Below are 11,991 nucleotides of genomic sequence, written 5' to 3'. Positions count from 1 at the left end.
AAAGTTTTCTGGCGAATTCAATTATACCTTATCTTCATGCTGTTTGTTTTTCATACCACAAAGATCAACACGCCCTAGAGTAAGTTGCAACTTTATTGCTATTCAGCTTAGGTTTATTAATGACAATGGCGTCTTTTTGTATTAAACCAAAGTAACTACGACTATAATCACTAGCCATTAGTTATACTTTTAAGTAAGTACCTACCTAAATTAAATAGACTTAGCCGTTTATGTGATGAAGGAGGGCTAGAGTAAATTATAAATTTTGCAGCGACTAAGTTACAAAATAAGAGTAGGGATTTTACAGCTTGCAATGTGTTTATTTGGAGAAGAAATGAGTAATTTAAGCTTGAAAAGCAAATTGTTACTACTAGCTATTTTGCCGCTAATATTATTATTGGTCAGCTTTTTATCAAGTTCGTACTATTTAGAAATGCAAAGTCAGCAGCACAGCTTTGACACTTTTAAAAGTAAGTTATTAAAAGATAAACAAACGCTATTAAAAACTGAAATTGAAATTGGTAGTCAAGTAGTACAGCACCAGCTTGCAAGTGGCACTGAGCAAGATGCTAAAAATGCATTAAGAAAACTAACCTTTGGCGAAGACGGCTATTTCTTTATTTATGACACTGATGGCGTGAGTGTTTTTCATGCCATGTTAGGTGATGCGATAGAAGGGCAAAACAAAATAGCCATGACTGATCCCAATGGTAAAAAAATCATTGTGGGCTTACTTGCACAAGCACGCCAGGGTGGCGGAGCATTTACCTATCATTTTCAAAAACCAAATACCAACGGCTTAGTTGAAAAAATTGGTTATGCAGCGATGATCCCTGGAACCAACTGGATGCTAGGCACTGGCGCTTATATGGACGACATAGAAGCAGAGCTTGAAGGCTTTGAGCTATCTATGCAAAAAAGCATGAACGAAAAAGTAACCACCTTATTGATCATTGCGTTCTTTTGTTTGTTATTAACTATTGCGGGTGCTTTATTTGCTGCCAACCATATGCTTAAACCAATACAAAGAATGGTGCAAAGCCTTGATGACATAGCTAAAGGTGAAGGCGACTTAACTAGACGTTTAGAAATTGACAGCCACGACGAAATTGGCCAATTAGGTGAGTCGTTTAATATATTCGTGAGTAAATTGCACGATATTATAGCCAGTGTGGTTGATGTAACTAACGATGTTAAAACAGCATCAGTAGATATAAATACGCAAACTTTGGTGATTGAAGATAAGTTATTAAAACATAATCATGAAACTGATTTAGTCGCGACCGCGATTACTGAAATGTCTGCAACCTCTCACGAAGTGGCGCAAAATACGACCCAAGTTGCGGTGTCAACTCAGGCAGCAACGCAAGAAGTAGCAAGAGCGCAAGAATGTGTTGATATATCTTTAAGTGAAGTATCAAACTTAATGGCCGAAATAAATACAGCTGCAGAACAGGTTGATTCATTAAGTGAGCAATCTAAAAAGATTAATAGTGTATTAAGCGTTATTGGTGGTATTGCAGAGCAAACAAATTTACTGGCACTTAACGCAGCAATTGAAGCGGCTCGTGCGGGTGAGCAGGGCAGAGGTTTTGCAGTCGTTGCTGATGAAGTAAGAAGCTTAGCAAGTCGTACACAAGTAAGTACGTTAGAAATTAGCGAAATGCTTAGTGAGCTGCATAACTTAGTTACTGCGGCGGTTAACGCTATGCAAGCAAGTCAGCAAAGCTGTAATCGCTCAGTTGAGTCATCACGTGCTATTTCAGAAAGCTTAGGCGCGGTTACTACATCGGTTACCACTATAAACGATATGAGTACCCAAATAGCAACAGCTGCAACAGAGCAAAGTAGTGTAACCGAAGAAATAAACCGTAATGTTTTTGCTATTCAAGAAATTGTAAATGAGCTAACAGAGTCAAGTAAAACAACGTCATCGGTAAGTTTACATTTAGCTGGTCGTGGTGAAAGCTTAGGCGAGTTGGTAGGGCAGTTTAAAATTTAAGACATATTTTTAAATTTAATCATTTATAAAGCCGTAATTTTTAGTTACGGCTTTTATTTTGCCTGCTGCAAAAAATCCTTCCTAGTTAACCTGAGCTCCGGATAATAAACTTATCTCAAGCAGCTATTTTCAGCGCTAACTGCGTTGAATTTACTTGCAATAGGCCAGCTATTGACGCGTAAATTCGCCTTGTTTTCACTGAAAACCTCTGGCTAGAGAAAATAAAATTAAATATAACGATGATTCAATATGTTAGTAAATCTCTTAACCAGAGTTCAGGTTAGTTAATGAAGATGTATGAAATTGCCTACACTTAAGCATCTGAAATCATATCAAAAGTAAGTCGTGATTGTGCTTGTATAATTAAATTTAAAAAATAATAAAAAACATTAACAGCTGGTTATTTTTACGCATACAATGCGAAAAAAGCGGATGAGTTTGCATATTTTTTCAATATTTTATGCCCGCTACGTTACACTAATAGCAATACATATTAATAAGTGACTATTTACTAATATAACCTACTAAAATTTAAGGCTTAAGATGATTGAGTATCCGGTTGATAAACTACCCCAACTCATAAATGACTTATTACAGTGCGACACCACAGAGCGCAAAAATAAGTTATTAATAGACGCACAATTAACATTATCAACTGAGCATTTATCATTGCTTTTTGAAGCAATACCTAAAGAGCAGCGCCTTGAAATTTGGCAGTTGTTAGATGAAGACACGCAACACGAAATATTTGTTAATTTAAGCGATGACAGCACCTTATGGTTACTGCAAACTTTAGATGATAGCGACGGTTTTAAACTATTAGACGAAGTTAATGTAGAAGAACTGCTTGAGCTTGAAGAAGTAATTCCTGAGCGATTTGTTGAGTATGCAAAAAAACAACTCGATGAAGCACAAACAAAGCAATATGAATTAGCGCAACAATACCCTTCTGAGCAAATAGGTCACTGGTTAGGTTTTGACTTTTTAAAAGTGTCTGAAAAGTTAACCGCGGGAGGCGCTAAAAAGTTACTCCATAAAGGGTTGCCGCAGTTCACAGAGGTTATTTATTTAGTGAGCCGTAAGGGCAGTTTAATTGGTGAAGTGGCAATTAATGATTTAATAAAAGCCAATGACAACGACAGTTTAATTACTTTAGCAAACCATGACTATGTATCGCTGCATGCAGATGATGATTTATACGAAGCTGCGGAAGTGGTTATTCATAGCGAAAAAATGGCAATGCCGGTTGTTAATGTTGATAACAAATTACTGGGCCGTTTAACCATTGCTTCAGCGTATGAGTTACGCCAAGAAATAACCGACGAGGCTGCCGCTAAAGCGGGTGGTCTGCGTGAAGACGAAGATTTATTTGCGAGTGTGCGAAAAAGTGCTAAAAACCGGGGCATTTGGTTAGGTATAAATTTGGCGACTGCATTTTTAGCCTCGTGGTTTATTGGCCTGTTTGGTGCAACTATAGAGCAAGTAGTGGCTTTAGCGGTATTAATGCCAATAGTGGCCTCTATGGGCGGAATTGCCGGGAGTCAAACGCTCACCGTTATTGTACGTGGCTTGGCACTTGGCCAGGTAACCGACTCTAACCGCGCAGCGCTACTTAAAAAAGAGTTAAGAGTGGGCGCGGTAAATGGTTTTGTATGGGCTTTTGTTATTGGCGCATTGACCTTTTTGTGGTTTAACGACGTTATGCTAAGTATTACTATTACCGTGGCTATTTTGCTTAACTTAGTTGCAGCATCGTTAGCCGGTGTAGTGATCCCTTCTATTTTAGATAAAATGAAAATAGATCCTGCGCTTTCGGGCTCGGTCATTTTAACTACAGTAACCGATATAGTTGGTTTTGTTACCTTTTTAGGTTTAGGTAGTTTGCTACTGTTATAGTGCCTTGTATCGCAAGGAACGCGTAAATAAATAGGAAAAACAATGACTTTTGATGTCATGATTTGGTGTGCTATTGCACTGTGTATTTCGCAGTCAGCAATATTTTCGGGTTTAAACTTGGCGTTTTTTTCGCTAAGTAGATTACAACTCGAAATGGAAAGCAGTAAAGGTAACGCCGCTGCGATAAAAGTAATGGCACTGCGTAACGATTCAAACTTTTTACTCTCGACTATTTTGTGGGGTAACGTAGGTATTAACGTACTGCTGACCTTACTTTCTGACTCGGTATTAATGGGTGCAAGTTCTTTTTTATTCTCAACTATTGCTATTACTATTATTGGCGAAATAACACCACAGGCGTATTTTTCACGTAATGCGTTAAAAATGGCCAGCATGTTGTCGCCGTTAATTAAGTTTTATCAATTTCTGTTTTATTTCGTTGCTAAGCCTACAGGGCTCATACTCGATGCTTGGTTAGGCAAAGAGGGTATTACCTACTTTGCAGAGAGTGAGCTCAGAGGTATTATTCGTAAGCACATAGAAGCTGAAGAGGCCGATGTACAGCACGTAGAAGGTATTGGTGCACTTAACTTTTTTAGTTTAGATGAAATAAGTGTCACTCAAGAAGGCGAAGTGATAGATCCCGACTCAATCATAGCGTTACCAACCAAGCTTGATTTACCAATATTTCCTGAACTAACACTCAGTGCCGATAATGAATTTTTACGCAAACTGCACAAGTCTGGTTATAACTGGGTGATTATTACTAATCAGGCAGGCGATCCTTTGTTAGTGGTTGATGCGGATGGTTTTTTACGCGCAGCTTTGTTTGAGCCAGACACATTTGATCCGTACCACTTTTGTCACAGACCAATAATAGTGATCGATGAAAGTATGCGCTTAAGTGACGTTATTTTAAAAATTCGCGCCAGTCATTCATTAGATAAGTCATTCGATGGGGCAATTGAGCACGATGTAGTACTGGTATGGGGCGATGAAAAGCGCATTATTACTGGGGCTGATATTTTTGGCCGATTACTAAAAGGTATGAGTGCGCCTAAACTTGAATTAAACCCCAGTATAGATCAACCTAAACCGCTTTAAACGGTTTAGGTTTATAAATTAATCACCTTTAATAATACTAACAATGCGCTGCGGTAAAGGTATTTCAATATTCGCTTTATTCATAGCGCTATAAACCCCACCATTAATAGCCAACTTGGTTTCGATTATTTTAGTGGTTGGTACCCAGTAGCGGTAGCTAATAGTTACGCCATTGTCGGCAAAGCGTTCTATACCAATTTGTGCATTGGGCACTTTAGCCACAAGCTCATGGCCATTCACAACATCTTCAATTAGTTTAACTGCGGTATTTGAGCACGCGCTGTAAGCAATGGTTATTTCGCCTTTTACCAATGAAAACTTAAACGAGTTATGGAGTATTTCACCGAGGATATGCTTATTGGGTATGGTTATTTCTACCTTTTCTTCGTCAATAAGTACTGTATGCCCCAGCTCTATTACTTTAACTTGCCCGCTGACATTTTTAACTTCTATAGTGTCGCCAACCACAAAAGGGCGAGTGGCAATAATAGCAAGGCCAGCACCATAATTAGACAACATACCTTGCATTGCCAAACCCGCACCAAGCGACGCAGCACCAATAGCGGCCACGAAAGGGGTAACACTAATGCCTATTTTGCCCAGCGCAATAATAATGACAATTATTATGAGCAACACTTTAACTAGGTTACTCACAAAGTTAGTTAACGTGACGTCAATATTATGGCGAGCCATTAAATTAGCCACTACGTTGGCAAGCTTTTGCGCAACCCATAAGCCAATTAAGAGTATGAAAATAGCACCTACAATTTGCATGCTATAGGTAACTAAATACTCGGTAAGCATGGCGTAGTATTTTTCAAACTGTTCTATTTCTGGGCTGATCATATATGCTCTTAAGATGGCTGTTAAATATTTTTGCTAACTATAGCAAAGTGTTGATTAAGATTGGATATAAAAACGGTACTATTACAGCCGTTAAAAGCGCACTTAATGCCATGGCAACCGATGAAAATGCACCTATTTTAGGATGCTCAACCAATGCTGCTGCGGTGCCAATAGCGTGACAGGCAGTACCCATGGCAACGCCTTGCGCTTCATGGTTATAAATTTTAATTAGTTTAAAAAGTACAAAGCCAAATAAAGCACCCAATAAACCAATAAAAATAACCAAGGCAGCAGCGAGCGAGTCAATACCGCCTAATGACTCGGTTACAATTAGCGTTATAGGAGTTGTTACACTCAATGCTGCAACTGAGGCGCTAAGTTGTGTGGGTACAGCAAATATCATGCTGAGTAAAAAAGCCACTACAGTGGCGTTAATAATCCCTAAACTACAAGTGGTTACAATTAAGAGTAAGTTTTTACGTACATGAACAAACTGCTGATATAAAGGTAATGCTAGTGCCACAATAGCGGGCTCTAACAGCCAACTTAGTAATTGGCTGTGGCTAGCAAATTTAGTGTAAGGCAAGTTTAAATTAACCAAGAGTAAAGCAATAATAGCTATACTTAAAAATACAGGGTTAGTAAGTGATTTTAAAATAACATGCTTAACCCGCTGGTTAAGTAGCCTTAATAATAAAAACAGCGCAATAATAAACGGTACGCTAAGCCACCATAAATCTGGAGTTAGTTGTGTTGTTAGCGATTTTAGTTGCTCAGTCATTATTTACGCGTCCTTTAAAGTAAGCAATAACACTACTCACTAACAATAAGGTACTAATAGGGACTAGCAATACAATGGCAACTAAAAAAGGCCAATGCGACTTTATTAAGCCAAGGTGCTCAATAAAGCCAACCCCCGCAGGAATAAAAAAGATGGGCATAATATTTAAAATAGGTGAAGCGCAGGGCTTTAATTGATGCTCTTTTACTATGCCAGTTAACAGTAGCAGCAATAAAATAACCATTGCTAGTAAAGGCGCAGGAAAACTGCCGCCAATACTGTGCATAATGAATTTAGCCGCCGCTAAGCAGAGTAAAATAATTGCGCTACTTAACACATATTTCATTAGAGAACTCATTGGAAAGTCAGGAATTTAACTTTAACAAATCCCTGTTATTTATGCATGCATCATCTTACCAGCATTTAGGGTTGGCATAATGAATATCGGTTTTACCCTTTGCTTTAGCAATTGCCTTTTTGGTATTTGGGCTAAGTAATAATCTAATTTGGCTAAAGGTTTCTTTGGCGAGTATGTTGCGTTGCTGAGTTTTATAGCTTTGCTGGGTAACGCGCTTAATTGCCGCCAGAGTGTCGGGCGAGCGGGCTAATAGTATTTCCAACATTTTTTGTGTGGCAGCCTCGGTGTCATCAGTTACTTGAGTGACCAAGCCAAGCTCTTTTGCTTGTAGCGCACTTATTGGATCAGCATGGCTGGCAAGCCATAGTGCTTGGTCGCGTTTTACTAAACCGCTCATTACAACATTAGCCCCCATATCTGGGCATAATCCCCAACGCGCTTCCATAATGGCAAATTGGGCATCGTGGTGCACTATTCTATAGTCAGCGCCGAGTGCAATTTGCAATCCACCGCCAAGGCAGTTGCCATTAATTTGGGCAATAACCGGCACGCTAAGCGATTGCCAACCCAATACTACCCGCTGGGCTAAATTTTTATTGCCAGGTAACCATTTAAATAATAATTTAATAATATTAAGCGGCGACGCCATAACTGCGGCTATATCTAACCCCGCGCAAAAGTGATCGCCATCGCCTTTTAAAACTACGGCGCGGATACTGCGATCTTTTTTAAGCTTTTTTATTATTTTATTAAGCTCAACAAACATAGCAAAGCTTAAAGCATTTTGTTTTTGAGCTCTGCTTAGTGTGACAATTGCAATGCCTTGTTGTTTTTCTAACTTTATCATTTTGCACTCCTCTGACCTGTTGCCTGAGCTTATGATGTTATTTAAGTTAAGTAAAGTGAGCGTGGTTGATTAGGGTCTGTTTATCTTTCAAGGTTAAATTTGCAGCAGTGTGTTTGGTATTTAGGCAAGGCAGAGCCTATGTGGTGTGGTTATTCCCCATAAATAGGCGATAACGTAGCATCAATGCCAAACATGCGCTGCCCGAAGGGTTCTGCCTAGGGGCGATTGACTCTTTGTTGCCTACATGGATGTAGGTAAGGGGCGTGAGCAGGACGCGGAAGCTTTGCTCGGTTTTTACTTAGCCCACTAGGTTACAAACCTCGCGCCGTGATTAAATCGCCCCTAGTTTGAACAAATTTTAATCCGCAAAGGTCAACAGACCCTAAAATAAAATGAATTTATTACTCAGCGGCAGGTCTCAATTGATTGATTTTACTTATAACAATTAAGAGACTGAAGAAAGTCAGTTTTTTCAGCGTTTTTTTCTCAAAACAACGATAACTTTTGGTATTATGATCATACTTTAAAAGCTCAAAGGTTAACTACTCATGTCAGGCCCGCGTTTATACACAGAAGAAGAAGCAACTCATCAAGCGTACGATATTTTTTTAGAATTGGCACCAAGCAACCTGAATGAGCAAGACGTTGAAACTTTTAATCAATACAGAGAAGAACTTGGTTTTATTGAAGAGGGCGAGCCCGATGAGCAATGGCAGGATTTTGTTGCTCTAGAAGTTGAAGCTGATCATTTTTTGCAGGTGTTAGTAGGCTTAGAATTTGAAAATGACGATGTATTATTCGCTAAAATTTTAATTAGCCGTGATAAAGACGCGCCTTTTTGTCACATTTTATGGAAAGAGACTGAGTAACTCAGTTTTAGTTAAAGTTGTTTTATGATCACCTACAAGAGAGAGTGTTTTGCGTAAGTTTTTATTCTTAATTTTTTTAATGGTTTGCCGCCCAAGTTGGGCTGTCGATCCTTTTGAAGATTTTCATGAATACGGACAACTCTCGGATGAAGAAATTCATGATTTACATAAAGGCGAAATGCTTTACGGCGACACCGAATTTGGTTTTATATTAAGTAAAGGCAATACTAATTCGACCAGTTTTAAACTCAAAGGTAACCTTTATCAAGATTTTGAAAGCTGGCGTAATCAATTTAAAATAGATTCTTTATACAAACGCGATCATAACGATGACACCGGAAAGTCTGATGTGACCGCTAACCGGGTGTTTATATCAGCGCAAGGTAACTACAAAGTAGGCGTTAAGAATTCCTCATTTTTTATTTATGGCGATTACGAAGAAGATAAATTTAGCGGTCTAGCGTTTAAAAGTACTGTAGCAACAGGTTATGGTGCGCGCGTTTACCAAGGCGTTAAAAATAAAGTTGATATTGATATAGGACCTGGTTTGTATCGCTCTGTAGCTGAGGAGCAGTCTGATGTTAGCGAAGATGATAAAAACAAAGTAGGTTATTTAGTGCGCTTTGCTATGCAATGGGAGCGGTTGGTTTCTGAGCGAACGCGCTTTAACCAAGATGTAAGTATAGAGCAGTCTTTGTCGGGGCTTAATTCACGATTAAAATCAGAAACAGCCTTGATCAGCCAAGTAATTGGTGGGGTATCACTTAAGTTTGCTTATATGTATCGTTATAATTCCAAACCTGAAGAAAATAAGCTCAAGTTTGACTCAGAGCTCAGCGCAACATTAGTTTATAGCTTTTAAGTTGTTTTATTTTTAATCGTATCGTTATTTAATTTTGAGAGTGTTATGTATCAGCATAAGCAGTATGCGCTATTTATATTTTTTGTATTAGCCTGGATTGGTGGCTTTGTAGCCCTTGCCTGGAATTTAATTGGGGCTGATGGCCCACTTATGGTGTTTGCCGGTATTTTAGTGCTGGTGGGTTTTTTGTTTCATGGCTTAACCGTAAAAGTAAATGATACTCATATTAGTTGGGCATTTGGTCCTGGTGTTGCTGGGCAAAGTATTGCACTTGCAGATATTGCAGAAGCTAAAGCGGTGCAAAACTCGTATCGTCATGGGATTGGTATTCGTATTACCCACGATGGCTGGATATATACAGTGTCTGGTTTTAGTGCTATTCAACTTACCCTTAAGGATGGCACTTTATACAGAGTGGGTACTAATGATCAGCAAGGCTTACTCACAGCGCTTGAAGGTAAAATAGCACCTGCAGAAACACTTAAAGCAGCTACCGATGATGCTAAACCTGCTGCGGTTTAAATGTAATTAAATTGAGTTTAGTAACAAAAAAAGCGCCTTAGGCGCTTTTTTATTTGCTTAGGGCATTTTAGTGGTCGTGACCACAACCGCCTTCACCATGTACATGACCATGGCTTAGTTCTTCTTCGGTTGCATCGCGTACTTCTAAAATTTCTACATTAAAGTTAAGCGTAATACCAGCCAGTGGGTTATTACCATCTACAATAACTTCTTCGTCTTGAATGTCGATGATCATGACTGATTGATCGCCATCATCGGTTGATGCACGAAACTGCATACCCACTTCAATTTCCATGCCTTCAAACATTTCTTTAGGCACAGCTTGCATTAAGTTGTCACTACGTTCGCCGTAACCTTCATCAGGTTCAACTTTTACGCTTAACGTGTCGCCAGCTTGTTTGCCTTGCAGAGCATTTTCTAGGCCTGAAATTAGATAGCCGGTGCCAATAATAAAAATTAGTGGTTCGCCATCGAACGAGTTATCAATGGTATTGCCGTCATTATCTAATACCGAATAATGCATTTTTACCACTTTGTTTGCTGCAACGATCATAGTCAGTCCTATTTATTCATCTTCAAGAGAGTAGGGTAGAGGAAGAATGTTTAGCTCTACCGAAGGAGTGTGTTTTGCACGAAGTACCTGAGTAACATCAGTATCGTTTGGCAACACTACAAGGCCAGTAAGTGTTTTACTTTGTTCATTAAAGCTCTGGCTGATAAGTTTACCAGCGCGGCGCCAGTTTTCGCCTAGTTGTCTTTCTAGATCCAACTCAGTAAGTAACCCATCGCTTTGCCCTGAAACGATATACATAGCACGCTTATTTTTACCTAAGTATTTCATTCGCGCTACGGTTTCTTGCCCTGCGTAACAGCCTTTTTTAAAGCTAATGCCACCTATTGCTTGCAAGTTAACCATTTGCGGCACGTATTCACCAATCGCTTGCTCATTAAGCTGTGGCTCGCCGGCTAAAATAGCAGCTTGTTGCCATAGCATATCGTTTTCAAGCGTTACTACGTTATCAGGCAAGTTAAATTGCTCATCTACCATTAGTAAAAGTCGATTGCCGGTAAGCTTAAGAGCTTTACCATGGCTAAAATCGCATGCAGTGTCTTGCGCCGCAAATTCGATATTAAGTTGTGTGAGTAACTCAGTAAAGTCGTCGCTAATTAAGCCAATTAATCGCTGTGGTGCTACGTTAATGTCTACTTTAGCAAATACCGCATACTTTTTTAACTCGGCTAAAGAGCACTCCACTTCAGCCTTAGAGCCAATTAAATAGTAATGATCTTGATGAGAAAATAATTTAAACACGCCCCATAACTTACCTTTGGCGCTACAGTGCCCGGCCCAAAGATAATTGTTGTTGGTTAGCTTGTTGATATCCTGAGTGATTTGTCCGTGAAGATAAGATAATTTATCTGCGCCAGAGAAGCTAATAAGCTGATGAGATAAAGCACATGCATGAACAATCGACATAAACACCTTCTTTGACTATTTAATGAGGTAACATAATAACGTAGATACAACCTTGGGTACAGCAGCTAACTCTGTACGGGTTTTTATTATTTTAATAAGTGATTAAGAGCTGCTAAATTAATTGGTATTTGTTAAACTCAGGTCAATTAAATATGAGGTTTAAAATGACTGAAATTCATAGTAAAGCACGTATCCGTTGGGCTTGTCGCCGTGGCATGCTAGAGCTAGATGTATTGTTTATGCCCTTTGTAGAGGATGCTTTTGATTCACTTAGCGTTGAACAGCAAGCTATTTTTCAGCGTTTACTTACCGAAGAAGATCCTGACTTATTTGCTTGGTTTATGGGCCATAAAGAATGTAAAGATGAGCAGCTCAACAGCATGGTGCAACTTATTTTAGACCGAGTTCGTGTATAGGTTTACAGTTA

Annotated in this window: 13 protein-coding genes; 7 read left to right on the top strand and 6 right to left on the bottom strand. The window is 39.1% G+C overall.

Annotation, left to right across the window (positions count from 1 at the left end):
* The first annotated feature begins 334 nt into the window (after positions 1-334).
* The 3 genes from AAEZ22_RS11990 (at position 335) to AAEZ22_RS11980 (ending at position 5,002) form a co-directional block, all read left to right on the top strand.
* On the top strand, positions 335-2,002 hold the full coding sequence (locus AAEZ22_RS11990) for a methyl-accepting chemotaxis protein (protein WP_352297343.1): 1,668 nt from the start codon (positions 335-337) through the stop codon (positions 2,000-2,002).
* A 543-nt stretch (positions 2,003-2,545) separates the two neighbouring features.
* On the top strand, positions 2,546-3,898 hold the full coding sequence (locus AAEZ22_RS11985) for a magnesium transporter (protein ID WP_011327408.1): 1,353 nt from the start codon (positions 2,546-2,548) through the stop codon (positions 3,896-3,898).
* A gap of 42 nt (positions 3,899-3,940) precedes the next feature.
* Positions 3,941-5,002 (top strand): DUF21 domain-containing protein, encoded by a 1,062-nt coding sequence (locus AAEZ22_RS11980; protein ID WP_350546336.1) that lies wholly within the window; start codon positions 3,941-3,943, stop codon positions 5,000-5,002.
* An 18-nt stretch (positions 5,003-5,020) separates the two neighbouring features.
* Here the strand turns inward: AAEZ22_RS11980 and AAEZ22_RS11975 are convergent, their stop codons facing one another.
* From AAEZ22_RS11975 to AAEZ22_RS11960, 4 genes are all read right to left on the bottom strand, one after another.
* Positions 5,021-5,848 carry a mechanosensitive ion channel family protein gene (locus tag AAEZ22_RS11975; RefSeq protein ID WP_350546338.1) on the bottom strand — a complete coding sequence of 276 codons (828 nt, stop codon included), beginning with the start codon at positions 5,846-5,848 and terminating at the stop codon, positions 5,021-5,023.
* 37 nt (positions 5,849-5,885) lie between these two features.
* Entirely contained in the window at positions 5,886-6,629 is a 744-nt protein-coding gene (locus AAEZ22_RS11970) for an LrgB family protein (protein ID WP_352297339.1), read from the bottom strand.
* On the bottom strand, positions 6,622-6,975 hold the full coding sequence (locus AAEZ22_RS11965; RefSeq protein ID WP_011327412.1) for a CidA/LrgA family protein: 354 nt from the start codon (positions 6,973-6,975) through the stop codon (positions 6,622-6,624). The genes AAEZ22_RS11970 and AAEZ22_RS11965 overlap by 8 nt, the downstream gene beginning before the upstream one ends.
* A 67-nt stretch (positions 6,976-7,042) precedes the next feature.
* The gene (locus tag AAEZ22_RS11960; protein WP_352297336.1) at positions 7,043-7,834 is read right to left on the bottom strand and encodes a crotonase/enoyl-CoA hydratase family protein; all 792 of its coding nucleotides are present in this window, start codon (positions 7,832-7,834) and stop codon (positions 7,043-7,045) included.
* Positions 7,835-8,382: 548 nt separating this feature from the next.
* Here AAEZ22_RS11960 and AAEZ22_RS11955 point away from each other — a divergent pair.
* The 3 genes from AAEZ22_RS11955 to AAEZ22_RS11945 all read left to right on the top strand — a co-directional run bounded on the left by AAEZ22_RS11955 (position 8,383) and on the right by AAEZ22_RS11945 (position 10,087).
* Positions 8,383-8,703: an HI1450 family dsDNA-mimic protein gene (locus AAEZ22_RS11955; RefSeq protein ID WP_011327414.1), complete on the top strand. Its 321-nt coding sequence runs from the start codon at positions 8,383-8,385 to the stop codon at positions 8,701-8,703.
* 79 nt (positions 8,704-8,782) lie between these two features.
* Positions 8,783-9,565 carry a DUF481 domain-containing protein gene (locus AAEZ22_RS11950; RefSeq protein WP_086995029.1) on the top strand — a complete coding sequence of 261 codons (783 nt, stop codon included), beginning with the start codon at positions 8,783-8,785 and terminating at the stop codon, positions 9,563-9,565.
* 45 nt (positions 9,566-9,610) lie between these two features.
* Positions 9,611-10,087 (top strand): hypothetical protein, encoded by a 477-nt coding sequence (locus tag AAEZ22_RS11945; protein ID WP_086995032.1) that lies wholly within the window; start codon positions 9,611-9,613, stop codon positions 10,085-10,087.
* Positions 10,088-10,154: 67 nt separating this feature from the next.
* On the opposite strand, the gene AAEZ22_RS11940 is transcribed toward AAEZ22_RS11945, so the two are convergent.
* Positions 10,155-10,640 (bottom strand): FKBP-type peptidyl-prolyl cis-trans isomerase, encoded by a 486-nt coding sequence (locus tag AAEZ22_RS11940; RefSeq protein ID WP_011327417.1) that lies wholly within the window; start codon positions 10,638-10,640, stop codon positions 10,155-10,157.
* A gap of 12 nt (positions 10,641-10,652) precedes the next feature.
* A complete protein-coding gene (gene ygfZ / locus AAEZ22_RS11935) occupies positions 10,653-11,564 on the bottom strand; it encodes a tRNA-modifying protein YgfZ (RefSeq protein ID WP_089367843.1) in 912 nt (303 codons plus the stop codon).
* A 164-nt stretch (positions 11,565-11,728) separates the two neighbouring features.
* On the opposite strand from ygfZ, the gene AAEZ22_RS11930 reads away from it, so the two are divergent.
* On the top strand, positions 11,729-11,980 hold the full coding sequence (locus AAEZ22_RS11930) for an FAD assembly factor SdhE (protein WP_011327419.1): 252 nt from the start codon (positions 11,729-11,731) through the stop codon (positions 11,978-11,980).
* Positions 11,981-11,991 lie beyond the last annotated feature (11 nt).

It is taken from the genome of Pseudoalteromonas sp. 20-MNA-CIBAN-0454 (genome assembly GCF_040308685.1).
Lineage (GTDB): Bacteria > Pseudomonadota > Gammaproteobacteria > Enterobacterales > Alteromonadaceae > Pseudoalteromonas > Pseudoalteromonas nigrifaciens.
The sequence above is the reverse complement of the archived record's forward strand: the minus strand, read 5'-3'. Positions and strand labels throughout refer to the sequence as shown.

Bases quoted from the DNA above. Each gene is read 5' to 3' on its own strand.
- AAEZ22_RS11950 (WP_086995029.1), top strand. From the start codon at position 8,783: ATGGTTTGCCGCCCAAGTTGGGCTGTCGATCCTTTTGAAGATTTTCAT.
- AAEZ22_RS11975 (WP_350546338.1), bottom strand. From the start codon at position 5,848: ATGATCAGCCCAGAAATAGAACAGTTTGAAAAATACTACGCCATGCTT.
- AAEZ22_RS11980 (WP_350546336.1), top strand. From the start codon at position 3,941: ATGACTTTTGATGTCATGATTTGGTGTGCTATTGCACTGTGTATTTCG.
- AAEZ22_RS11945 (WP_086995032.1), top strand. From the start codon at position 9,611: ATGTATCAGCATAAGCAGTATGCGCTATTTATATTTTTTGTATTAGCC.
- AAEZ22_RS11985 (WP_011327408.1), top strand. From the start codon at position 2,546: ATGATTGAGTATCCGGTTGATAAACTACCCCAACTCATAAATGACTTA.
- AAEZ22_RS11960 (WP_352297336.1), bottom strand. From the start codon at position 7,834: ATGATAAAGTTAGAAAAACAACAAGGCATTGCAATTGTCACACTAAGC.
- AAEZ22_RS11970 (WP_352297339.1), bottom strand. From the start codon at position 6,629: ATGACTGAGCAACTAAAATCGCTAACAACACAACTAACTCCAGATTTA.
- AAEZ22_RS11940 (WP_011327417.1), bottom strand. From the start codon at position 10,640: ATGATCGTTGCAGCAAACAAAGTGGTAAAAATGCATTATTCGGTATTA.
- AAEZ22_RS11930 (WP_011327419.1), top strand. From the start codon at position 11,729: ATGACTGAAATTCATAGTAAAGCACGTATCCGTTGGGCTTGTCGCCGT.
- ygfZ (WP_089367843.1), bottom strand. From the start codon at position 11,564: ATGTCGATTGTTCATGCATGTGCTTTATCTCATCAGCTTATTAGCTTC.
- AAEZ22_RS11955 (WP_011327414.1), top strand. From the start codon at position 8,383: ATGTCAGGCCCGCGTTTATACACAGAAGAAGAAGCAACTCATCAAGCG.
- AAEZ22_RS11990 (WP_352297343.1), top strand. From the start codon at position 335: ATGAGTAATTTAAGCTTGAAAAGCAAATTGTTACTACTAGCTATTTTG.
- AAEZ22_RS11965 (WP_011327412.1), bottom strand. From the start codon at position 6,975: ATGAAATATGTGTTAAGTAGCGCAATTATTTTACTCTGCTTAGCGGCG.